Origin of the sequence: Myxococcus sp. AM011 (assembly GCF_013372595.1) — a bacterium.
Lineage (GTDB): Bacteria > Myxococcota > Myxococcia > Myxococcales > Myxococcaceae > Myxococcus > Myxococcus eversor.
The window spans coordinates 1-23,746 of the sequence record NZ_JABXEM010000052.1 but is presented as its reverse complement, the minus strand read 5'-3'; the positions used below and the strand labels follow the sequence as shown (position 1 = coordinate 23,746).

16 protein-coding genes and 2 pseudogenes are annotated in these 23,746 nt (G+C 67.3%); 10 read left to right on the top strand and 8 right to left on the bottom strand.

The genetic code is table 11. The features are described from left to right. The first annotated feature begins 40 nt into the window (after positions 1-40). From HUW62_RS13600 to HUW62_RS13585, 4 genes are all read left to right on the top strand, one after another. Entirely contained in the window at positions 41-1,243 is a 1,203-nt protein-coding gene (locus tag HUW62_RS13600) for an SGNH/GDSL hydrolase family protein (RefSeq protein WP_176434690.1), read from the top strand. Positions 1,244-1,290: 47 nt separating this feature from the next. Continuing rightward, on the top strand, positions 1,291-1,788 hold the full coding sequence (locus HUW62_RS13595) for a hypothetical protein (RefSeq protein WP_176434689.1): 498 nt from the start codon (positions 1,291-1,293) through the stop codon (positions 1,786-1,788). A 211-nt stretch (positions 1,789-1,999) separates the two neighbouring features. Next, complete coding sequence (locus HUW62_RS13590) at positions 2,000-2,791, top strand: DNRLRE domain-containing protein (RefSeq protein WP_176434688.1); 792 nt, start codon at positions 2,000-2,002, stop codon at positions 2,789-2,791. A gap of 214 nt (positions 2,792-3,005) precedes the next feature. Next, positions 3,006-3,932: a hypothetical protein gene (locus tag HUW62_RS13585; RefSeq protein WP_176434687.1), complete on the top strand. Its 927-nt coding sequence runs from the start codon at positions 3,006-3,008 to the stop codon at positions 3,930-3,932. Between the two features lie 80 nt (positions 3,933-4,012). On the opposite strand, the gene HUW62_RS13580 is transcribed toward HUW62_RS13585, so the two are convergent. The 5 genes and pseudogenes from HUW62_RS13580 to HUW62_RS13570 all read right to left on the bottom strand — a co-directional run bounded on the left by HUW62_RS13580 (position 4,013) and on the right by HUW62_RS13570 (position 6,786). After that, positions 4,013-4,555, bottom strand: coding sequence for a transposase (locus HUW62_RS13580; protein WP_368670405.1), 543 nt, complete (start codon positions 4,553-4,555; stop codon positions 4,013-4,015). Positions 4,556-4,653: 98 nt separating this feature from the next. Next, positions 4,654-4,860 (bottom strand): annotated as a pseudogene (locus HUW62_RS48710) (hypothetical protein); the annotation flags it as partial. Positions 4,861-4,946: 86 nt separating this feature from the next. Then, positions 4,947-5,297: pseudogene (gene tnpB, locus HUW62_RS49960) on the bottom strand (IS66 family insertion sequence element accessory protein TnpB); the annotation flags it as partial. Between the two features lie 433 nt (positions 5,298-5,730). Next, a complete protein-coding gene (locus HUW62_RS13575; RefSeq protein ID WP_163869200.1) occupies positions 5,731-6,285 on the bottom strand; it encodes a hypothetical protein in 555 nt (184 codons plus the stop codon). A gap of 69 nt (positions 6,286-6,354) precedes the next feature. Further along, complete coding sequence (locus HUW62_RS13570; RefSeq protein ID WP_176434686.1) at positions 6,355-6,786, bottom strand: hypothetical protein; 432 nt, start codon at positions 6,784-6,786, stop codon at positions 6,355-6,357. A gap of 280 nt (positions 6,787-7,066) precedes the next feature. Between HUW62_RS13570 and HUW62_RS13565 the strand changes: the two genes are divergently transcribed. Next, positions 7,067-9,433: a hypothetical protein gene (locus HUW62_RS13565; RefSeq protein ID WP_176434685.1), complete on the top strand. Its 2,367-nt coding sequence runs from the start codon at positions 7,067-7,069 to the stop codon at positions 9,431-9,433. Positions 9,434-9,495: 62 nt separating this feature from the next. Here HUW62_RS13565 and HUW62_RS13560 read toward each other — a convergent pair whose 3' ends face one another. Next, entirely contained in the window at positions 9,496-10,818 is a 1,323-nt protein-coding gene (locus HUW62_RS13560) for a carboxypeptidase-like regulatory domain-containing protein (RefSeq protein ID WP_255203409.1), read from the bottom strand. Positions 10,819-11,355: 537 nt separating this feature from the next. On the opposite strand from HUW62_RS13560, the gene HUW62_RS13555 reads away from it, so the two are divergent. From HUW62_RS13555 to HUW62_RS13545, 3 genes are all read left to right on the top strand, one after another. Continuing rightward, positions 11,356-15,141 carry an FG-GAP-like repeat-containing protein gene (locus tag HUW62_RS13555; RefSeq protein ID WP_176434684.1) on the top strand — a complete coding sequence of 1,262 codons (3,786 nt, stop codon included), beginning with the start codon at positions 11,356-11,358 and terminating at the stop codon, positions 15,139-15,141. A 118-nt stretch (positions 15,142-15,259) separates the two neighbouring features. Then, on the top strand, positions 15,260-16,081 hold the full coding sequence (locus tag HUW62_RS13550) for an SMI1/KNR4 family protein (protein ID WP_368670407.1): 822 nt from the start codon (positions 15,260-15,262) through the stop codon (positions 16,079-16,081). A gap of 416 nt (positions 16,082-16,497) precedes the next feature. Next, positions 16,498-18,603 (top strand): DUF4157 domain-containing protein, encoded by a 2,106-nt coding sequence (locus HUW62_RS13545; protein ID WP_176434682.1) that lies wholly within the window; start codon positions 16,498-16,500, stop codon positions 18,601-18,603. 27 nt (positions 18,604-18,630) lie between these two features. On the opposite strand, the gene HUW62_RS13540 is transcribed toward HUW62_RS13545, so the two are convergent. After that, on the bottom strand, positions 18,631-19,275 hold the full coding sequence (locus HUW62_RS13540; RefSeq protein ID WP_163869212.1) for a pyridoxamine 5'-phosphate oxidase family protein: 645 nt from the start codon (positions 19,273-19,275) through the stop codon (positions 18,631-18,633). A 164-nt stretch (positions 19,276-19,439) separates the two neighbouring features. Between HUW62_RS13540 and HUW62_RS13535 the strand changes: the two genes are divergently transcribed. Further along, entirely contained in the window at positions 19,440-20,369 is a 930-nt protein-coding gene (locus tag HUW62_RS13535; protein WP_176434681.1) for a LysR family transcriptional regulator, read from the top strand. A gap of 135 nt (positions 20,370-20,504) precedes the next feature. On the opposite strand, the gene HUW62_RS13530 is transcribed toward HUW62_RS13535, so the two are convergent. Next, positions 20,505-21,752 carry a sigma 54-interacting transcriptional regulator gene (locus HUW62_RS13530; RefSeq protein WP_163869214.1) on the bottom strand — a complete coding sequence of 416 codons (1,248 nt, stop codon included), beginning with the start codon at positions 21,750-21,752 and terminating at the stop codon, positions 20,505-20,507. Between the two features lie 239 nt (positions 21,753-21,991). On the opposite strand from HUW62_RS13530, the gene HUW62_RS13525 reads away from it, so the two are divergent. Further along, the coding region (locus tag HUW62_RS13525; protein WP_176434680.1) for an SPFH domain-containing protein at positions 21,992-23,746 on the top strand (1,755 nt) is incomplete at its 3' end.

Sequence of the window (23,746 nt, the reverse complement as noted above, 5' to 3'; positions counted from 1 at the left end):
TTGAACGCCCGCCCGCGCGCCACGATGATTCTCGCCACCCATGTCCACGAGACTGAAATCCTCGCGCAGCCTCCCGCCCACTGTCCTCGCCCTGTGTCTGACAATGGCCGCGTGCGACCCGGCGGAGCTTCCCGACACACCGCCATCGGTGAAGTGGGTGACCATTCCGGCGTCCGACGACCGGGTGCAGTACACCGGACGGACGTACGACTCCGGCACCGGCGTCATCTTCTCCCATCCCGGCGTCACGGTTCGCGCGCGCTTCTGGGGAGACGCCCTCCGGATGCGGCTCAACGACGCGGGCCTTGGCGGCGCGACGGGGACCAACTTCTTCGATGTCGTGATTGACGGGGCGGAGCCGAAGCTGCTGGAGGTGCGGCGCAGCCAGTCCTTCTATGAGCTCGCCACGGACCTCACCGAAGGACTTCACACGGTGGAGCTGATGAAGCGCACCGAGTCTTCGGTAGGCCACAGCGAATTCGTGGCGTTCGAGGTCCACGGTGAGCCCAGGGAGCCCCCTGCCCGCCCGGAGCTCAAGATGGAGTTCATTGGAGACTCCATCACCTGTGGCTACGGTAACGACATCACCGTCTTCCCCCGGCCGCCCCCATGGAGCGCGCCCACCTTCACGTCGAAGAACGAGAATCACAGACGGACCTATGGCTGGCTCACGGCCCAGCGCCTGGGGGCCGAGTCCGTCCACATCTGCTATTCGGGTCGAGGCGTGTACCGCAACCTGGACGCCTCGCGGGTGGGGCGGGTGCCGGACATCTACGAGCTCGCCGTCCCGGACCATCCCGCCACCTGGGACTTCTCCGGCGAGTCACCCGATGTGATTGTCATCAACGCCGGCACCAATGACACCTTCGCGGGCTCGGGCACCGCCGAGTACCTTCCGGATGAGACGGCGTTCAAGGCGGCCTATCGGGCGTTCCTCGGGCGACTGAGGACGCTGCACCCTCGAGCACACATCATCTGCACGATGGGAACCATGACGGACGGCTACAAGGAAGCCGAGGGAAATGGCGGGCCCCCGGTGGAGTCCGTGCATGTCGGCCACTGGCTCACCGACTTGGTGGCGGAGAGGAATCAGCAGGGTGATGCCCGCGTCTACCGCCATGTCATGACCGTGCAGGACCCGGCCATCGACGGAGTCGGAGAGGATTGGCATCCCTCCGCGGGCACGCACGCGAAGATGGCGGAGGCACTGGGCCGGTTCATCGAGGACGTCGTGAGGCCCTGACGCGTCAGGTCCGGGCTGTGACATGGAATTCAGGGTAGGCTTGGAGAATGCGATCCGCACTCCTTGCCCTCGTCCTGTTCGCCACGGCCTCCACGTCCTGTAGCGCCACCGCCGGGCGCTCCGACCCGCCCACGCCGGAGGACTTCTTCCGCCGCCCGGACCGGGTGCAAATCTTCATCGCGGACCTGGTGGGGCCGGGGGAGCGGGATGAGACGACTCCCGGCAACGGCTACTTCGTCTACGCCAAGGAAGGCCCCGAGCTGAGCTCGAGGCAGCGCAGGGCCCTGGCGGACATCTGGAAATCCCCCAAGGACTTCGTGCCCTACCCGGAGAGGAAGTGTGGCTTCAACCCGGACATCGCCTTCCGCTTCTGGATTGGAAAGACGTTTGTGGACGCAGTGGCCTGTTTCAGTTGCCGGATGCTCATGTTCCGTGACGCCCAGGGCAACCCCCTCCCGGATGCCGGCTTCCTGGACGGATTCCCGGTCATGCAAGACCTCGCGAAGCAGTCGTTCCCCGAAGGCGGGTTCAGCGCGGGCTGGTGAAGGCAGGACTCGTGCGGGCTTCGCTCCAACCCGCACAGGCATCTGACTGTGAATGTCCTGCGGGCAGGACGTCTGTCATTCCAAAGACAAAGCCATCGTCCTTGTCGACAGTATTGCCGGTGAGTTGACACGTCGATGATGGCTTCGACGTTCGGCCATCAAGAATCATACGGCACTCAGGGCTTCCCGGACGTCACCCGAGAGGAAGACCATGCGTTCTCACCGCGACGTTCTCACCGGCACTTCTCCCGCTGTCTGGCTGCTCCTGCTGTCCGTTCCACTCCTGTCGGCCTGTGGAACAGGGCCCGATGAAGCGAGCATCGAGGAGGACTCCTCGAATCAATCCCTGTCCGGTATCACCTGCGTGACGTTCCGACGCGGCGCCAGCGGGACGGTGGCCGACACCACGATTGCCTCGCTCACTCCCAATTCGAACTTCGGGTCCCTGCAGTTGAACGTGGATTACCTCAATCCCATCATCCTCGCCTCCCGGCAGGAAGCGCTCCTGAAGTTCGACGTCAGCTCGATTCCGTCCAACTCCACCATCAACTCCGCCACGCTCCAGCTGTTCGCCGTGGCGCAGCTCAACGCCGTCACGGTGCATGCGGCCACTGCCGCCTGGGACGAGTTCACGGTGACCTTCAACAGCTTCAATCAGCAGTTCAGCCCCACGGTGCGGGCCACCATCCCTCCTGCCCTCCTGTCGGCGCGGAACGTGAATGTCACGGGACTGGTCACCGACTGGGTCTCCGGCAGCCTCGTGAACAACGGCCTCCTGCTCGACACCGCCGCGACGGCTGTCTCGGTGCCTTCCATCTTCTACAGCAGCGAGAGCACGGACATCGCCAATCGGCCCGGCCTGGAGGTCTGCTACACGCCCCCTGAATGCGCGGTGACCTACGGACAATGCGGCGGGTTGAATTGGACGGGGCCCACGTGCTGCCAGGCTGGCTTCACCTGCACGTATGTCAACGACTCCTACAGCCAGTGCAATCCCCCCTGACCGGGACACTCGGTCCGCACTGCTGCGGCGCCTCTGCTTGTCGAGGCGCCGCACGCGACCCGACACACCCGCTCAAGGCGTCAGCGAGCACGGCCCGCGCCGCGGCTACACAGGGGCTCCGTCATAAACTCCGTCCAGCTTGGGGACCATTGGGTGTACATGGAAACCCGCATCGCTCGAGGCGACCTGATGCGGGTGCCAACCCGGAGAGTTCATGTCGGCAACACAGTCAGGCAGGGTGTTCTATCGGGGAGGCCATGCCGGCCCCGGCGTCCTCGGTGTACTCGCGGGCCCTGTCGACAACCCCGACGAGACGGAATCGACGATTTTCTACACCGTCCGCGGCGATGAGTGGTCGAGGCAGGAGTTCGCGTTCGAGCTCTCCTCGCTGACCCATCTGGCTCAGCCAGGCAGCGCCGATGCCGGTTGGTGGTTGCTGGGCAAGCGCGGTGAAGTGGTCGCCTGCAACGGCGAAGCACCGCGCATCGAGCGCATCTCGACAGGTGGCACTGGCACCCCCGAGAAGAAGTTCGGTTATCTCAGCCAGATTCGGGTCATCGATGGTGCGTTGTTCATCTGTGGCTACCGTCGTCAGGTCTATCGCCGGGACGGTGCGGAATGGCGCTTGCTCAGCGATTCCATTCTCGACCGGCGCGCCAAGGGGCCGTGGACCGGGTTCACGTCCATCGACGGGTTCGCGCGGAACGACGTCTACGCCGTGGGCGATGATGGGGAGATCTGGCATTTCGACGGCGCGGCCTGGAAGCAATGCGAATCGCCCACGGACCAGACTCTGGCCGAGGTCCGCTGTGTCGATGGGAAGGTCTGGATTTGCGGTGACGGGGGTCTTGTCCTGTGTGGTGACAAGAACGGCTGGCACGTCGTCTGGGACAAGAAAGAGCCGTCCGAGAACTGGTGGAGCCTGGAGCGCTTCATGGGACGACTCCATCTGGCCGGCAACGAGTTCCTGGGCGTGCTGGAGGACGGACAGGTCAGCGAAGTCGACGTCGGTCTGAAGGACTCCGTCACCACCATGGCGCTTCACGCCAGGGATGGCGTCCTCTGGGCGTTCGGCGAGGAAGACATCCTGTCGTGGGACGGCGGCAGCTGGCGAGAATGGGTGGCGCCGGAGAATCGCTAGTCAGCCTGTCCAACGTCCCGCACCATGGAGCCGACCCACTGGGACAACGCGCGGGCCGCTCGCGAAGAATCGCGTCGGCCTCATGCGCCGCCCTTGAGCAACCGACCGACGGGTGACACGGGGTGGCTGCCAAGGCGCATCAACACGTCAGCGAGGTACGCCTCGGGATTGACGCCGTTCGCCTCGCACGTGGCGACCAGGGAGCTGAGCCCCGCCAGATTCCGACCTGCCTCGTCATTTCCGACAAAGAGATAGTTCTTCCTGCCCAGGGCCAGGAGGCGCTCGGCGAGTGGCGCCGTGGCCCGGCCCACCTCGTGGAAGACGTCACAGAGCGTGGTGCGCGCCACGGGCATGCCCGCGCGGGCCAGGGCCTTGGCCTGGCGATACAGCGGAATCGAGTCGCAGCACTTCGCCGTCACCACGTGCGCCAGGAAGCCCGGGCCGTACTGGCCCTGCTCAATGGCCTTCGGTGCGGGCGCGGTGAGGATGCCCGCGCCGCAGGGACAGACGAGCGTCTCCTGGAGGTGGACCTGCGCTCCACGTGTGCGGGCACATGCTCGAGGATTTCGGTGCGCTTGCCGGGGCCCAGGGGCTTCAACGCCGTACCACCGCAGGCCGGACACCGCCGCGCTTCGTCGGGCACTCGATGGTGAATCACCCGCTCGGGCAACGTCGCGCGCGCCTCGCGCTTCCGCCGCCGCTCCTTCAGCGTCGCCTCATGCGGCCTGAGCACGTCCCCGGAGGACTTTCGCAACTCGTCCTCGACTCTGGGGAGCTTCTCGCTCTTCTTTCCAAAGACGGTCCGCTGGAGGAGGGCGAGCTGGGATTCGATGCGGCCCACGCGCTCTTTGAGGGTGAGGTTCTCCCGCTCGAGCTCCTCGGCTCGCTCACGCCACTCGCACTGGTGCGTCTCGGCGAACGCTGCCATCTCTCAGGGAGAACCAGCCCACCACTGACGGGCATTGCCTCGGCGACTGGGGGCGGTGCCCACTTGCCTGGTCTCCGGACGTGCGTCACGTCGATTCCGTCGAGGAGCATGGACAGTTGGGTGGCATCCAGCTGCGCTCCCAAGGCGTCCTTGGCGAAGGCAGGCAGGCGGAAGCGGCCCTGCTCCAAGCGCTTGTAGGTGAGGACGAAGCCGCCGGCGTCCCAGGAGAGAATCTTCACCTTGGGAAGGAACGCCGCCCGAGGGCTGCCCCCCGTCTCGGACCGCCGAACCGGCGTGGCCGGTGACTTCTTGTACAGCCAGTACTGGAAGGCACCGAGCGAGACCTGGTGTCTGTCCGCGAATTCCTTCTGCGTCAGCTCGCTCGCCTCGAACTCCTCCACCAACTGCGTCCACTCATCCGGATTGGGTCGTCGCATGCCGGAGTGAACCGGCGAATCCACCCCGGTTCAGGACGCCCGCCGTCGGTCGGTTACGCATGAACTGGAGCCGTTGCTGTCCGGCCGGCCCACTATCTGAAGAGGTCCCCAGAGGCCAGACAGGGTGGCGCAGCACGCCATCGTCAAACTCCATGGTCCGCACCAATTGGCATTGGATAAGGGCATGGGTAAGGCGCCGCTGGGTGGGGCCCTAACCAGTCCCAACCCACCGACAGGGCGAAGACAGACCGCAAGAAATGCCTGCTGTCAGACTGGCGGGACGCCGCTCAACGTTGAGTCAGTAGCTCCGCACAGACGATTTCAAGCTGGAACGAACACCCGCAGGCGCCCACGAAAAAGCCCCGGGCCCCATGCCATGAGCATGGAACACCGGGGCGGATGCACGGAGAGCCTCGCGGGCTCCCGGCCAGTCCTACTGTCCGCGCACCAGCTGCGACTGCGCGAAGGCAGCGAGCTGCTGGGCGTTGAACTTGCCCTGCGCGATGTCCCCCGCCACGGTGGCGGCATTGCGAACCGTCTCCACGGTGTCCGCCAGCTTGCCCACGTTCTGCGCCTTGCCGAGCATGCTGCTCACGCCCGCCAGCGGGCCACCGGCCACCATGGACAGTCCGTTGTCGATGAACTTGTCCGCGAACGGCTTGGCCAACTGGCCGATGCCGAACGGCAGGGAATCCAGCGCCTTGCCGACGATGTCCTTCAGCGGCCCGGTGATGGCGCTGAGCCCCTTTTCCAGGAGCCCGGAGACCTTGCCGAGCGCCTCGGAGACCTTGCCGAGCGCGTCGCCAATCCCCTTGGCCAGTCCGCCCAGGCCCCCCAGCGCCTTGCCAATCCCGCCCAGCGCGTTGCTGATGCTGCTGGCGGCCTTGCTCGCGGCGTCAGCGGCCTTGCTGGCCGCATTGCTCGCGGAGTTGCTCGCGCTGTTCGCACCGCTGCTACCACCCGCGCCACTGGAGCCGCCGACGGACATGGGATTTCCTCGTGAAATGTAGGTTTACGTGATTATCGAGGACCGACCGGGAGAGTTGCGTCCGCCAGACTAGAGCTCGGGCACCTGGGGCAGGTCCTTGAGGAGGGCCTGGCCTTTTGCCTCATCGGCCTCGACCCGCGTCTGATTCTCGTCGCCCCGCAAGGAGGGCTTGTTCTGGGAGGCGGACTGGTTCGCCTCGAAGCCCGTGGAATAGGAGGCCGGCGGCCCCAGGCCCAGCTCCCCCCGGGCGGCGCTCTTGAAGAACTCCCCCACCTCCTGGAGGGTCGGAGGATCATACCCGGCGGCCCGCAGCGCCTCGTCCGGGACGACCTGCAGCACCGGCTCCTTCTCCGGGTGCTGGGCGTAGTCGAGCACCAGCTCCACGTAGGCCGCCAGCTCCATCCCCACCGATTTGGCGATGCGCTGGGTGTCCGGATCCGCGAGCAGCTCGGCGCGGACATTCTCGACGGGACGCGTGAGGCGGGGCTTCTGCTCGGACATGTGGGACCAGCTCCATCGGCGGTGAAGTACGACCTCCCAAGGTTAGCCGGACCTGGAAGCAGGCTCCAGGCTGTCGCCCATTCCAGGGGCTCCCAGACGTGCGAGTCCCCCGCCCGGGCCACCCGCACAGAGAGTGTCCACCAGCCAACACTCATCCCGCCCTTCAGGGCACACCCTGAGTGAAGTGTAAAATATAAGGAACTCGGGGATTTCTGGCGCCATCCCTGGCGTCGGACATCCCTCGTTCCAGACAGTCAAACACTGCCGAGGGAGCCATTACATGCACCATGTCTTGAAGTCCGCCGTCTGTCTTACCGCGCTGCTGGCGGCGCCCGCGTGGGCGTTCAAGCCGGAAGCGCCATCCGCGCCGGGCTCACTGGCGAGCCAGGCATTCTTCAAGCCCGAGCTCACCATCCCCAGCGGACAGCTGTCGCTCGAGGAGGCGCTGCCGAAGCTGAGCCGCGCGAGCGCCAGCGCGTGGGATGACTTCTTCGCGCGCAACGGCCGCGGCTTCCAGGTCTATGTCGATGCCCAGACGGGCACGGCCGCCAACCTCATGGGCTCCATCCCCCTCATCCCGGGCACCGGCGTGGGCAACAAGCTCACGCTGGAGAACGTACGCCAGCGGCTCGGGCGCGGCGTCGCGCGGGTGGACGCAGCCGTCGTGGGCGACCTGGTCCTGCGCTTCATCGAGTCCAACCAGGCCGCGCTCGGCGTGGACGTGCTCCAGTTGGGAGAGCCCCGCGTCGAGCAGATTTCCGAGCACCTGTGGCAGGTCTCCATCCCCCAGCAGCTCAAGGGCATCCCCGTCCGCTACGGGCGCCTGGCCGCCACCATCAGCCACGGCAACCTGGTGCTGATGGGCACCGAGTCCTGGGCCAACGTGGACATCTCTCCTTTGCCGCTGCTCGCCGCCGAGCAGGCGATGATGGCGGGCTTCGAGCGCTTCGGCATCTACGAGAGCCCTCCGACGTTCTGGAAGCAGCCCACGCTCGAAATCGTCCCCGTGGCCCGGCAGGGCGCGGCCTTCGGCGAGTCCTACGGCCACCAGCTCGTGTGGAGCTACGGCTTCCAGCAGCCGGGTGAGCACGAGCGCTGGAAGGTCACCGTCGATGCGACGCGCGGCGAGGTGCTGTCGCTCGAGGACGACAACCACTACTTCGACCAGAGCATCAAGGGCGGCGCCTTCCCGCTGACCAACACCGAGTCCTGCACCGGCACGGCGACGTGCGGGCTGAGCTTCGCCAACACGCCCATGCCCTGGGCCGACACCGGCTTCGTGGCGCCGGACGACTACACGGACAGCGCCGGCGTCTTCAACTACACGACGGGCACCACCACCACCACGCTCAACGGCAAGTACATCCGCATCCAGGACAACTGCGGCCCCGTCACCGCCTCCGCCGCGGGCACCATCGACCTGGGCGGCGTCACCACGCAGCACGACTGCGCCTCGCCGGGCTTCTCCGCGGGCAACACCTCCGCGTCGCGCAGCTCCTTCTACGAGCTGAACCGGATTGCCCAGATTGCCCGAGGCTGGCTGCCCACCAACGTGTGGCTCAACGGGCAGCTCACCTCCAACATGAACATCGTCAGCACCTGCAACGCCTTCTGGACCGGGTCCACGGTCAACTTCTTCCGCAGTGGCGGCGGGTGCCGGAACACGGGCGAAATCGCCGCCGTGTTCGACCACGAGTGGGGCCATGGCATGGACGACAACGACGTCGCCGGCACGCTGAGCAACTCCAGCGAGGCCTACGCGGACATCGCGGCCATCTACCGGCTCCCCACGTCGTGCGTGGGCCACGGCTTCTTCCAGACCGGGGACCAGGGCTGCGGCATGACGCCGGACGGCACGGGCTACAACGTGAACGAGGCCCAGACGGGCGCGCCCTGGTGCGCCAGCCGCTGCTCGGGCGTGCGTGACGCCGACTGGGCCGCCCAGGCCCCCAACACGCCCGCCACGCCGCAGAACTTCGTCTGTGGTCGGTGCGGCGGTGGTGGAGGACCGTGTGGAAGGCAGGTCCACTGCGCGGCCTCTCCCGTCCGTCAGGCGGCGTGGGACCTGGTCGCTCGTGACTTGCGGGCCGCGCCGTTCAGCTACGACGCCAACACGGCGAACATCATGGGCAACAAGCTGTTCTACCAGGGCAGCGGCAACATCGGCACCTGGCACGCCTGTGACTGTACGCTCGGCACGTCGAGCGGCTGTGCCGCCACCAACGGCTACATGCAGTGGCTGGCCGCGGACGACGACAACGGCAACCTCATCGACGGCACGCCGCACATGTCGGCCATCCATGCAGCCTTCGCCCGCCACAACATCGCCTGCTCCTCGCCAGCGCGCATCAACGCGGGCTGCGCGGGCGGCCCCACCACGGCGCCTACCCTCACGGTGACGCCGGGCGTCGGTCAGGCGTCGCTGTCCTGGACCGCGGTCGCCGGAGCCAACCAGTACTGGGTGATGAAGTCCGACGGCTTCGCCGCGTGCAACTACGGCAAGGCGAAGGTCGCCACCGTCACCGGCACCACCTACACGGACACGGAGGTGATGGCCGGACGCGCGCACTGCTACTCCATCGTCCCGGCCAGCAGCAACGCCTGCTACGCGCCCGCCAGCATCTGCACCTGCACCACGCCGACCTGATGATTTGAGTCGGTGAGTCCCGGCGCGGCCCACCGTGGCCGCGCCGGTGCTTCAGGCCCGGCTCACGGGTTGTAGACGAACGTCACCGAGGAGTTGCACGGCTGGGTGCCGTTCACGATGTCCGCCAGGGTGATGTCGCCGAAGGGGGACACCGTCGACTTGGGGAAGCCCGTGCCGCCCCAGGGCGCGCCCGAGTTGAACTGGGTGAAGCCGCCCGTCGGCGTGTAGATGGGATACGTGCTCGGGTCCGTCGGGTTGGGGTTGGAGAAGATGGTCATGTTGGCGGCGCAGTCCGCGGGCGCACCGGGGAACTCGACGCCCACCTCCTGGTCCACGTTCGGACGGCTGTTGTAGAGGACGACGAAGGGGATGCTCGGCGTCACCGTGTCCGTGAAGGGAACGAAGGTGTTGCCCGCGTTCTGCATCGCGAGGTTGAGCTTGATGTCGTAGCAGTACGCGGGGAAGCCCACGAACTCGACGGTGGTGCAGGCCGGCGTGGTCATCTCCAGGTCGATGTTCCAGGTGCCGAGGCCGCCGTTGGACGGAACCACCGAGCTGGGCGTGGACGCGGGGCCGCCGATGAGCGTGAAGGTGCTGCCGGAGCTGTCCGGGCGGAAGTTGGCGCGCTGCTCCACCCAGCGGTTGAGCGTGGCGTCGAACCGCCACGCGGCGGCACGGCAGAACCCCGTGAACACACAGGAAGGCATGACGCCTCCGGCCGCCTGCGGAACGCGGATGGAGACCTGGGCGGTCCGGTCCTTGGCCAGGTTCAGCGCCTGACCGTCGGCGGTGCTCGCCCCGATGAAGAAGGCGCCCACGGACTCGAGCGCGACCTGCCTGCCGTTCTGGTTCACCGCCGTGAAGTCACCCGGCATGTCGCGCGGGCCATACGTGGCGGCGGAGACGAGCACCGTGCCCGTCGCCGGCTGGCCGGCCGCGTTGACCAGGGAGCCCGCGGGGATGCTCACCACCAGGCCGCCCGTCTCGAGGAGGATGTTCTGCGTCGCGCTGAACTGCTTGATGGGGGCGCGCGGCAGGACGTGGGTGCTGTTGAGCCGGCCCGCGCTCAGGTAGTCCGTATCCGGCGCGAAGCCCGCCTTGCTCACGCTGATGATGTAGCCCGTCGTGCTGTTGACGGACACGAAGTACTTGCCGGCCGTGTCCGTGGTCCGGTTGATGCCGTTGATGACCACCTGGGCGCCGGCAATCGGCTGGCCGCTGGGGTCCACCACCGTGCCGGTGAAGGTGGCCAGCTCCTGCGACACCGTCCCTTCGAGCACCTCCCCGGGAGTCTTCTGCGACGGGTCTACCGCGGGAGCTTCGAGGCACCCGAACGAAAGCACCGCGGGCGCCAGGACTGCGAGACACCAATTCCTCATCGTCATGACAGGTTCTCCTCGGCTGCGTTGACGCCGGCCGGGGACCAAGGACTGGCACCGGCCGGCACGGCGCGGACACCGTAATGAAAAAGTGAAGAAGCACACACTCCGGGTATGCCCAGAAGGACAGGAAAGTGTTTTGTAGCCGACGATTCACCCTGGGTCGCTCGCACCCGCCCCACTGGATGGCGCAGGGCGGCAAACAGGGTCGCTGTCAGGTTACGGGGCGACCCGAGGCTGGACCATCCGGCGAGGCGCTTACGCCCCAGTCCTACCCATCCCGCTCTTGATGATGGCGCGCCTGTCGGAATGGCACACGGCGCGAAATTCTTTGTTTCGTTTCTCCATGACGATAACAACCCCGCTACTCCATTCGCGCGCGACGTCGTGTGGACGGGGGGATGCGCCTTGGAGCCCTGCCGAAGGGGGTCCTCGGCCCGCTCGCTTTCGCTGAATCCGATTCCTCGCGACATTCTCCCGGAGGGGCCGTTGAGGAGGACAGCACTCCTCGGACGAACCGGCCCACCTGAGAGCACAGGCATCATGAGACTTGTCATCCTCCTCCTGGCAGCGACACTCGTCGGTCTTGGACCCGTTGGCTGTGGTGGAAAGTCCTCGGAGGACTCCGCCGACCCCGGCGACCAGCTCCTGGCGGACGCGGGGCCCACCGGCGCGGGGGGAACGCCTGACACGAGCGAGCGCGACTCGGGCCAGCCCCCTCTCAGCGATGCTGGCGAGTCGGACGCCGACGCGGGCCCGAGCGATGCGGGTGCATCCGACGCCGGACGAAACGACGCGGGCCCCCAGGCGCTGGCCGCGCCCACGAGCGTGACGGCCACGCCGGGCATCCGCGAGATGACCGTCTCATGGGGCTACACGCCCGCTCCCTCGGGCAGCGCGCTGGCCTCCTTCGAGGTCATCGCCACGCCCTCGAGCGCCAAGGTCACCGTCGGTCCCTCGGCGCGCACGGCGGTGGTCACCGGCCTGGCGAACGGCACCCAGTATCGCTTCACCGTCACCGCCCTCTTCGCCGACGGAACCCGACAGGCCTCGAGCCCGTCGGCCCAGGTGCGCACCTTCGCCGTCCCGGGCATACCGACCTGGACCCAACGGAGGGGCGCCGACCAGGCGGTGCGGTTGGAGTGGACCGCGCCCTCGGACGGCGGGCAGCCCATCCAGGGATACACCGTCACCACCGCCCCGGGCGGACAGGTCCTCAATACGACACAGACATCGGCTGTCGTCACCGGCCTCACCAACGGGCTGACCTACACGTTCACGCTGGTGGCGACCAACGCGGTGGGGGCCTCCACCGCCACCAGCACCACGGTCCGAGCCGCGGCCGTTCCAAGCGCGCCCCAGAACGTCTCGGTGACGTCTGGCGTTCGCTCGGCGACGGTGAAGTGGACGGCACCCACGAGCAACGGTGGGGCGAGCATCAGCGGCTACGTCATCACCACCCATCCGACCGGCACGTCCCAGACGGCCTCGTCCTCGGCGACGAGCCTCTTCGTGTCGGGGCTCTCGAATGGCGGCACGTACAGCTTCAGCGTGGCCGCGGAGAACTCGTCAGGTGTGGGGGCCCTCGCCACCACCTCCTCCGTGACGCTGCCCTCGCTGCCCTCGGCCCCCCTCAACCTCACGGGCGTGTACCACCAGGGACAGCTCGAGTTGGACTGGCAGCCCCCTGCTTCCGATGGTGGCCGGCCCATCTCTGGTTATCAGCTGACGTCCTCTCCCTCGGGCCTGGAGCAGAACCTCCCCGCCTCGCCCACGGTGCTCAGGCTGTCGGGGCTTGCCGCCGACAGCACGTATACGTTCACGCTGACGGCGCGCACGGACGTGGGAGTGGGCCCGGCCGTCACCTCGGCGCCCATCTTCCTGCGGGCCCAGCCTCGAGCGCCCACCGACGTGCGCATCGTGTCCACCGTGGCCGGAGCCGTGGTGCGCTGGAACGCGGCCTCCGCGCCCGCCACGGACCCCATCACCGAGTACGTCGTCACGGCCTCCCCGGCTGGCGGCTCCGTCACCGTTCCAGCGGGTGCGCGCGTGGCGACGATTCCGGGACTGGTCTCCGGCACCACTTATCTGTTCCAGGTGAGGGCTCGTAACTCAGGGGGCCTGGGCCGCCCCTCCGCTCCGGCGTATCACCGCCACGTCGTGCCCCTGGCCTGTGAGACGAACGGATTCACTCCCGTGTCCAGCTTCAGGCTCCCCACCGGACCGAACTTCACGGGGGCCGGGGACTTCAATGGAGACGGGAAGCACGACGTCCTCGTGGGCAACCTGTTCAACATCTTCGTGCTGGCCAGTGGCCCCGGTAGGACTTTCACGCGGCTGGCCAACTCCGCCAGCAGCACCAACATCTTCGGAAATGCGCCCCCCGAGGTGGCCGACTTCAATGGGGATGGGAAGTTGGATGTCGCCGTCATCATGGACACCGACGGCACGAACAAGACGGGAGGGTTCGCCCTCTACCTCGGCCAAGGCACGGGCACGTTCCAGGCCCCCCTGGAGGTGCCCCTGGGGACGAATCGCACCACCACGTTCGACTGCCTCACCGCCCGGGATTTCAACTCGGATGGGATTGTGGACCTCTTCGCCCACATCGAGCTTGGACAGACGCTGCTCTACCGCGGCAAGGGGGACGGCACCTTCTACTCGCCGCCCACCACCATCATCTCCTCCAATACGCACGACTGCCCCGCCGTCGCCGACTTCAATGGCGACGGGTATGTGGACTACGCGCGGCTCGACACCGCCAACAACCGCATCGTCCAGGCCAACGGCGCGGGGACAGGCTCGTTCAGGGTGCCTGTGTATGCTCCGTGCACCAGTTGCTATGGTGATTTGATTGCCGGTGACTTCGACCACGACGGCGCCGTGGACGACCTGGCCCTGCTCCACCCGGAGAGGGTCCGTGTGTTCAGTCCCTCGGGAGGAACGCTGGCCCTGGTGAATGAGCACCCCTTTGCTCCGCCCGTGGGCGAAACCTGGACGGGCCCCATCGTGGCGGACATGAGCGGCGACGGGAGGGGCGACTTGTTCTGGACGAGCACACCCGGCTCCCAGCTCAACATCCTGCAGGGCGGCACGGCGCCTTCGACCTTCGCTCCGCTGCGCAGCCATGGCTTCAGCGGCAACGTCTATTCTCCCGCCGCGGGGGACTTCGATGGCGATGGGAAGATGGATGTGGCGCTCGCCGACCGCTTCGCCGTGAGACTGTTCTGGGGTGGGAATCAGGCGCCGGAGAGCATCAAGCTCGAGGGCATCCCGGCAGGGCTCGCCAGTGGCGATTTCAACGGAGATGGCGCCACGGACCTGGCCGCTGGGAGCTTCGAGAAGAACGCCATCCATCTGTCGCTGTCGGGGAGTCCGACTCGAAGCTCCGCGCTGCTCTCACCCCTCTTCGTGCCTCCGGCGGGCAGCTCGGCCACGGGGGGCGCGCAGGACATCGTCGCGGTGGACCTGGACGAGGACGGCCGGGAGGACCTGGCCGCCATCACCGCCACCCCCAGCTTTGAGTCGAATACGGATTTTCTCGTCGTCTTCAGGCGGATGACGAGCGGCGGCTTCGCTCCGGCGGAGCGATATCTGGAGGCAGGCCGCCGGTCCGAGCTCATCGCGGTGGACCTCAATGAGGATGGCCGCTTCGACCTGGTGTCGACGGAGCGAACCACGTCCTCGAAAATCAAGCTCAGCGTGTGGCTCAACACGGGCGGCGGCAAGTTCGCGCCCCGCGCCACCGTGGAGGTGACCGCGAACTACACCGTGGACACCTTGCTCTCCGCGGACCTGGACCGGGACGGACACATGGACCTGGCGGTCATGCGGCCCGGCAATCCCAACATCGACCTGGGTCAGGTCTATGTCCTTTGGGGCAAGGGGGACGGCACGTTCTCCGGGCAGACGTCCTTCACCGGTGAATACACGCACCGGAACATGGGGCGCGTGGACCTGGATGGACAGGGGAACGTGGGACTGTTGCTCGACAGGGGCGCGGTGGGGCTCTTGACGTTCGATGCGGCCCGACAGCCCACGCTGACGCCACAGCACGCCTTGGGGATTGGCTATGGCACCGGCATCCTGAGCGCGGACTTCAACGCGGATGGCCGCACGGATTTGTTCTCCTTCGGCGACCAGGAGAGCCGCCTGGTGATGCAGTCGGCGCCTGGAACGTTCGCCCTGGGGCCGCAGACGTCCTGGGGGTTCACCGTCCAGGACGCAATCATCGCGGACTGGGATGGCGATGGACTGCCCGACCTTGCCTTCAGTGACGTGGAGGCCAAGGCCGCGACGTTCGTGTTGAATGTCTGCCTGCCTCCGTGAGGTGACGCCCATCGGTGCCGCATGGCGAAGGCGCGGCACGGGCGGGGATATGGAGTGAGCAGCAAAGCTCCGTCGCATTCTCGCGAAGCGCGAGTGAACCGCGCTTGTTCCTGAGCGCATCAGCCTCGACCGGCATGGTGACCTGAGCGATGAACTGCCCGGCCTGATTCCCTTCGGCATGGATGGCGGCGGCGGCGTCTGGTACCTCGACGTCGAGGACCGCCTGAAGCGGGGCCCGGGCGCCGTCTTCTTCCTCCCCATGAGCGAGACCTCCGGCGATACCCGCTTCATCGCCGCGTCCTACGACGAGCTCCTGCAGCGCATCTCGGAGGGCATGAAGCCAGACGACATGCCCTCCTTCGACCAGCTCGCATCGGAGAGTGCGCCCGGAAACGTGCGGGTGCCGGGCATCGAGGGTCTGGTGGACGTCGAGCGTGTCCACGCCTCCACTGGCAGGCCCGCGCTCGTCACGGTGCATGGCGATGCACGCTGCGACGAGGGCTTCGTCGCGCGAGCGGGGACCCGCGTCTATCTCACCGAGAAGGGACGCATCCACTTCGTCACCCTGGCCACACGCGCCGTCGTGGACGGTATCCCGTGTGCCGCGGGCACGGACCTCGCACCCCACCCGGAGACGGGACGCCCGCTGCGATTCACACCGGCCGAACCCGTGGTCGTCGACGGCCTTCCAATGGCACCCTTCCACGAAGTCAGGGCCATGGACCCGGTGTTCTCCTCCGAGACAAGCGGTGTGCTGGCCCATGACTTCGACGTGAAGGGGCTCCCCCTCGCCGGTGGCACCTCCGTCCGTCTCTCCCCCTGGCTCTTCAGCGGCACGCTGCGCGCCGACGCGGAGGTCGCCGGAACCCTGCTCCCCTCGGGCACCTGGTTCGAGCTCTCGAACGGCGTCATCTTGCACACCCGCCCGCCCGCGACGTGACGCCAGTGAGCGGGACTCCTTCAGGGCCCATCACTTCGTCCAGACCCGCGACGCCCTGGACTCGCTCAGTTGGGCAGCCCAAACCACCCAAGTGGTATGGGCCAAGCCTGCTTCGAGAGGGACCCTCGCGATGGTGGAGTCTCCCCGACAGGGAGAGACGTCCCCGCTCCTTTCCGCGCCCCTCATGGACTGCCACACTGTCGGGAACCCACACAGACATCAGAATCGCGCTGAGAGAGCGGTGCTTCGCCGCGCCTCGGCCCTCCGGAAGGCCCCGCTTGAAAACGTTCGCGTCGAAAGCCGGGGAGGCTCCGGAGAAGAGGCCTGGGAGTAAGCACTCGACCAGGAGCGGCGGTGCCCAGGAAGACACCGCTGCGGGACCCACGTTGCCCCAGGGCCCGAGGGTCGCCTCGTTGATGCAACTCCAGTCCATGTACGACCGGAGTCCTCGCGTCGCCGCACAGGCGAAGCTGGCGAGCGCGCTTTCCTCCCCACCCGTGCAACGGCAGGAGAACCGCACGGGCCTGCCCGACACCCTCAAGGCCGGCATCGAGTCGCTCTCCGGAATGTCCCTGGACGATGTCCAGGTGCATTACAACTCCTCCCAGCCCGCGCAGCTCCAGGCCCTGGCCTATGCCCAGGGGAATGACATCCATCTGGCCCCGGGCCAGGAGCGCAACCTGCCTCACGAGGCGTGGCACGTCGTGCAGCAGGCGCAAGGGCGTGTCTCCCCCACAGGTCAGACGCAGGGCGCCGCCTTGAACGACGACCCCGCCCTGGAGGCGGAGGCGGACCGCATGGGCGCCCGCGCCGCCGCCAGCAGACAGGTGGAAGACGCGCAACCCGTGCAGCGAATCGCCTCGGCGGGCGACACGGTGCAGCGCTCCGTCGTCCTGGGGAGGGAGTCCACGTCCTGGTACCACCTGTTCTCGGGCTCGACGATGAAGCGACTCCTGTCGATGGACGACTTCGACGAAGTCCTGGCCCAGGTGATGGAGTTCCTCCGGGGACTGCCGGACGAGGCCACGCCGGAGGAAGGGGTCAGCCCCAAGAATGTCGCCGTGTGGAAGGGACTGAAGGAACACACCCTCAATAACGAAGGTCAGATAGCCAAGACACTCGCCCGCTGGATTGGGGCGCATACGACGGCGGTCGCCTCGACCACGGGCGTCGACGAGCGGGCCGAGTGGAAGGAGTTCGAGAACGTCGAGGAGCTGGCGCTCGCCCTGGCGCACGAAACGCATCCCCAATACCAGAAGAACATGGCGTACGAAGGCCAGTTGGCCGACGTCGTCAACAACGACGACTGGGTCAGGGCTCAGCTCGAGTCCCTCAGGGAGAAGGTCGACCAGTTCATGGGAGTGGAGACCTCGTACTTCCGACAGCTCGTCGAACCCCTGGAGCGTCGCCTGGTCGGCAGCTACTCCTGGCAGAAGACCGTCACCAGCCTCTTCAGCGTGTTCAAGGACACCGACAAACGCGAGCCGCCCGGGGCCATCTCCGAGAACAAGCAGGTCATCACCGCGCAAATCACCTTCCTGCATGACTTGATGGAGCGGTGGAGCTCCTCGGGTGCCGGGTCCATGGCGGCGAAGGTCCACGAGACGTTCGGCGTCGCTCCGGTGCTGCCGGACGCGCCCGACAAGGCCTTCGAAACCACCATGCTCGACGAGGACCGCTCCGAGTTCACCCAGGACCGACCTCCCAGCGTCCGGCACCATCGCGCCACCAAGCTGGTGGACCAGGAGGAACGCGACGAAGTCCTGCTCGACCTCACCATCCAACGAGCCATCCGCGCGGCCGAGAAGTCGCTGGCGGCACTCGACAAGATAGGTCGCCTGCGGGAGGAGGTGAAGGCGGCTTCGACTCTCGAGGAGAGAGAGACCCTGGAGCTGGAGATCGCCGAACTGGAGAGCAGAATCGAGGCCCGCAAGGCCCGGCTCGCGTTCGAGGGCCTCGGCCAGCTCAGCTTCAACGACAACCAGACTCCACAGCAGACGGTGGAGGCGCGCGCGGAAGAGGGACAGAAGCTGCCGCCCTACGGGATGATCGCCAACTATCTCAAGACGCAGCAGCAGGAGCGCGCCAAGGACAAGCTCAAGCGTGTCACCGTCGGGGCCATCGACAAGTCGTCGAAGGCCAAGGGGCGGAGAAACGTCGGCACCCGGCTGGAGAACAACCCGGACACGCTGCTCGCGCGGCTCATGTCGGCGCCCATCACCGCCGGGCGCTCGATGACCACGGCGCGGATGCTCCAACTCGTCGAGAAGGTGGGAGGCTCCGACGAGGAGAAGACGGCGGTGGCCTACGCGCTGTTCGCCTATTGGGCGCGCACGTACAACCAGGGCCTGACGCCGGTCCACACCTTCCACGAGACACTGGACGTGGCGCGGAACTTCGGCGTTCCCTACAAAGCGTTCCACTACCCGACCTCAGAGGACGGAACGCTCGACCTGATGATGCCGGACAGGTTCGTCCCCATGTCCGAGGTGGCGAGAGACTCCGTCGCTGACGAGGAGTGAGACACCCAGGGTGACCTTCACGAGTTTTCACGGCGTCTTCGCTGACAGCGCGCGCTTGCTCGCACTGCCACCCGCTTGTTCGCGAAGCAATGCGTTCTCGCGCTCCAGGGACTTGAGCCGCTCCATCAAGGGATTCACCATCTCGCGCACCTCGTCCTCCGTGAAGCGTGGGGTGATGTGCTGAGGGCAGTTCCAGTCCAGCCCCTCGACATGCAGCACGAAGATGCGTTCGGCCGGTGCGTCCCCCGCGACGCGTGAGAAGAGCTCCGGGTCATCGGTGCGCGTCACCGTCGTGGCGCGCGCCAGGACCTTGAGTCGCGCACGGTTGGGATAGTCGACGAAGATGAGCGCGACACGCTCGTCGCTCGCGACGTTGCCGACGCTGATGTACTGCCGGTTGCCTCGCAGGTCGGCGAAGGCGAGGGTTCGCTCGTCGAGGACGTGCACGAACCCCTTGGGCCCACCGCGATGCTGGATGTAGGGCCAGCCCGATTCACCGATGCTGGCCATGTAGAAGCTGTCGCGCTCGCCGAGGAAACCCACCTCGTCCTCGCCGAGAGTGTCGGGGGTGCTCGGGCCGTGTTCGAGGCGCGCGTATGAGCGACGACTCCCCATCTTCTCCTGGGCGGCCTTCACCATGGGAGTGAAGGCGATTTCCGAAAAGCCGCGCATCGTTCTCCTCCTTTCGTGTTCAGCGTGCGTGGTGGTGGACGACGGGGAAGTCGATGTCCGTCCCCGCGACGCGTGTCGTCGCCACACCCAGGAACATGTCGCCCAGAGGCGCCGATGAGAATGCCCGGTCAGCGCAATCCATTTTTGCGTATCCTGAAAGAATCATGGACCGCCTGGATTCGCTCCGCGCCTTCATCGTCGCCGTCGACCACGGCAGCCTGTCCGCCGCCGCGCGAGCGCTCTCCCGCTCTCCTGCCTCTGTCACCCGCGCCATCGCCTCGGTGGAGCAGCGCCTCGGGACGACGCTCCTGCGGCGCACGACACGTTCGCTCCGGCTGACAGAGGCGGGCGAGCGCTACCTCGTCGTCGCGCGCCGTGTGCTGGCCGACCTCGACGACGCGGAGAAGTTCGCGGGCGCGGCGGCGGCCCAGCCGCAGGGGTTGCTCACCGTGACGGCGCCCACCTCGTTCGGCTCGCTCCACGTGCGCCCGCTCGTGGACGAATACCTCGCCGCGAACCCTCGGGTGCGCGCGCGACTGCTCCTGCTCGACCGTGTCGTCAGCGTGGTCGAAGAGGGCATCGACGTCGCCGTACGCATCGGCCATCTCGCCGACTCCGCCCTCATGGCGACGACCGTGGGGAGCGTGCGCCGCGTCGTCGTCGCGAGCCCCGCGTATCTCGCCCGGCACGGGCGACCGACCTCGGCGGCGGCGCTCGCGGAGCACCGCTGCGTCGTCTGCACCGCCGTCACGCCCAACGACACGTGGACGTTCGGCGCGCGTCGGGAGGGGGAGCGTGGAAAGCAGGTGCGCGTGACGCCGGTGCTGAGCGTCAACCTCCCGGAGGCCGCGATTGGTGCCACGAAGAACGGCGTCGGGGTGACGTGCGTCGTCTCGTACCAGGTCGCCGAGTCCGTCCGCTCCGGCGCGCTCGTGGTGCTCCTCGCCGAGCTCGAGCCGCCCCCGGTGCCGGTGCACCTCGTCTACCCCGCCACGAGCGCGCGCACGGCGAAGGTCCGCGCATTCGTGGAGCTGGCGACGCCTCGCCTTCGAGCGACGCTGGCCGAGAAAACAGGGCGTCCCCGCGCCAGATAGCAGCGCGAGCGGACGGGTGACGTGCGCGTCCCGGTCCAGGCTTGAGCCGCCCCAGGGAACACCGAGGAAGCGGCAGGCACGGTGTCCACCATGGCGGATGTGCCTCCCCCGGGGCTCGTCACCCGCCCCTGGGGCTCACTTGCCGCCGCGAGCTGTCACGCCGAGCCGTTTCATCATCGTGCGCACCGTGCCGCCAGGGTCCTTCGCCGTGCCTCGGCCGACCTCACCCAGCAGGCGCGCGGCCTCCGCGGCATTGCCGCTGGCGCGCCGCAACGCGGCCTTGAGGGCGATTCGCTCCAGTCGCTCGATTTCGGCGCGCAGGTTCATCGTCCCCAGCGTCACCCGGCGCTCGACTTCGTGCTCGGACACCAGCACGGAGCTGCTCGCGCGCTCGCGCTGCCACAGCCGTCGCGGCAGGTCCGATACGAGCAGCTCGTCGCCGACGCGCTTGGCCACCAGCGCGCCGTAGATGACATTGCGCAGCTCGCGGATGTTGCCGGGCCACGGATAGGCGCGCAGCACGTCGAGCGTCTCGGGCGTCGCGCTTCGGACGCGGGGACTGTCCGGCGCGGGCTCCTCGACGGCGTAGTAGCGCTCCATCCAATGCAGCACCAGCGGCGCCACGTCCTCCTGCCGCTCGCGCAAGGGGGGCAGGTGAATCTGCACCGTGGCGAGGCGCTCGTAGAGGTCCTCGCCGAACAGCCCGCGCTCGATGAGTTGCTTCAAGTCCCGGTTGGTCGCCGCGAGGATGCGGAAGTCCACCTTGCGCCACGCGTTCTCACCCAGTCGCGAGATGACCCGGTCCTCCAGCACGCGCAGCAGCTTCGACTGGAGCGCATGCGGCGTGTCGTCAATCTCGTCCAGCAGCACCGTGCCACCCTCGGCCGCGGACACCAGTCCGTCATACCCATGCACAGCGCCGGAGAAGGCGCCCTTCGCGTAGCCGAAGAGCTCGCCCTCCATGAGCTCATTGGGGATGGCCGCGCAGTTGATGGGCACGAACGTGCGCGAGCGCCGCTCGGACCATTCGTGGATGAGCCGCGCCGCGACCTCCTTGCCCGTTCCCGTCTCTCCAGTGAGCAGCACCGGCATCGAGGTGCGAGCGGCCTGGGCGAGCTGCGCGAGCAGCGCCTTCGCCGCCGCGCTGTGCGCGATGAGCGTCCCCGGCACGTTCGGCGCCGGAGCCTCGATGAGGCTCTCCTCCAGCCGCCGCACCAGCCGCGCCTCCCAGTCGCTCGCGCCCTTCCAGAACACGTCCATGGCCCCCTGCTCCACCGCGAGCCGGAGCGCATCGACAGGAACGGGCGTTTCACACAGCCACAACCACCGCCCCGTCTTCGGCGCGCTCGCGAGCCGTGGCTGCGCGGAGCACACCACCGTCACCCGGGGCTCGGCTCCTCCCAGTCGCCAGCCCGCATCATTCAAATGCTGGAGCAGGGCTCGTCCTGGAGCAGGACCTTTCCAGTGAAAGTTACGCATTCCACGATTCAAACATGGAAACAGCATGATTTGAATCAGGCGCCAGCCGAGCAGTTCCAGGAGTTCCGGCCACTTGGCCCTGGCAGGGGGCATGCACTGAGGGGGGCCACCCGCGCTTCCGCGGGCCGCAAGAGAAGGGCCTCATGGAATACAACGTGGTTCTGGTCGGGGTCGCGCTGCTGCTGGGTATCGGGCTGGTGCTCGTGCTCAGTGGCTTGCAGGTGATCGGCGAGAACGAGTCGGGGTTGGTCATCAAGAAGTACGGCGCGCCGCTGCCGCCCGGACGGCTGGTGGCGCTGGAGGGCGAGGCCGGCTACCAGGCGGAGCTGCTCCCGCCGGGGTGGCACTTCGGCTACCCGTTCTGGCGCTTCAAGGTGACGCACGTCCCGGTGGTCATGGTGCGGCAGGGACACATCGCGCTCGTCGTCGCGAACGGCGGCGCGCCGATTCCGGCCGGGAACATCCTCGGGCGCGAGGTGGACTGCGACGCCTTCCAGGACGCGCGCGCGTTCCTCGACGAGGGCGGGCAGAAGGGCCGCCAGCTCGCCTTCCTCACCGCGGGCACCTATCGCATCAACCCCGCGCTGTTCACCGTCATCACCCCGGAGAACGCGGAGGCGTTCGACATGTCCACGGAGGACCTGGAGGTCTTCAACATGGGCCCGGACAAGGTGGGCATCGTGACGACGTTGGACGGTCGCCCCATTCCTTCGGGGGACCTGGCGGGTTCGCCGGTGGAAGGGCATGACTCGTTCCAGAGCGCGCAGCGCTTCCTGGACGAGGGAGGCTGCCGAGGCCTGCAAGAGCAGGTGCTGCTGTCGGGCTCGTGGAACCTCAACCCGTGGTTCGTACGGGTGGAACAGTCTCCGATGACAGAGGTCCCCATCGGCTACGTGGGCGTCGTGGTCAGCTACGTGGGCCGCGAGCACCTGGACGTGTCGGGCGACGAATTCACCCATGGAGACCTCGTCGAGCGTGGGCGCAAGGGCGTGTGGATTGAACCGTTGCTGCCGGGCAAGCATCCGCTCAACACGCGGGTGATGAAGGTGGAGCTGGTGCCCACGACGAACATCGTCCTCAACTGGGCCCAGCGGACCGAGCAGCACAAGTACGACGAGAAGCTCAGCCCCATCACCGTGCGTTCACGGGATGGTTTCAGCTTCACGCTCGACGTGTCGCAGATCATCCACATCAGCATGAAGCAGGCGCCGCGCGTGATTTCCCGCGTGGGCTCCATGCAGAACCTGGTGGACCACGTGCTGCAGCCCACGGTGGCCAACTACTTCCGCAACTCCGCGCAGCAGGTGTCGGTGCTGGAGTTCCTGTCCGCGCGCACGGACCGACAGCGAGAAGCGTATGAGGCCATCCGTGGCGCGCTGGGTGCGTATGACGTCGAGTGCATCGATACGCTCATCGGCGACATCCAGCCGCCGGCGGAGCTGATGAAGACGCAGACGGACCGGAAGATCGCCGAGGAACTCCAGCGCACGTACGAGGTGCAGCGCGAGGCGCAAGTCCGTCGCCGCGAGCTGGAGCGCGCGACGTCGGTGGCGAACATGCAGGGCGAGGTGGTGCGCAGCGAGCAGATGGTCGCCATCAGCGAGAAGGGCGCGCTCGCGGTGGAGGAGACGGCCAAGGGCGAGGCCGCCCGCACGCGGCTGCAAGCGGAGGCGGAGGCGCACGGCATGAGGCAGCGTGCGGAGGCAGAGGCGGCGGCGAAGCGACTGCACGGCGGCGCCGAGGCCGAGGCAACGCGGCTCATCGGCGAGGCGAAGGCGGAGGCGTATCGGACCGGCGTGACGGCGCTCGGTGCCCAGGCCTTCACCGCGGTGCAACTGGCCACGGTGCTCGCGCAGCACGGGGTCAAGCTCGTCCCTGAAATCGCGCTGGGGCAGGAG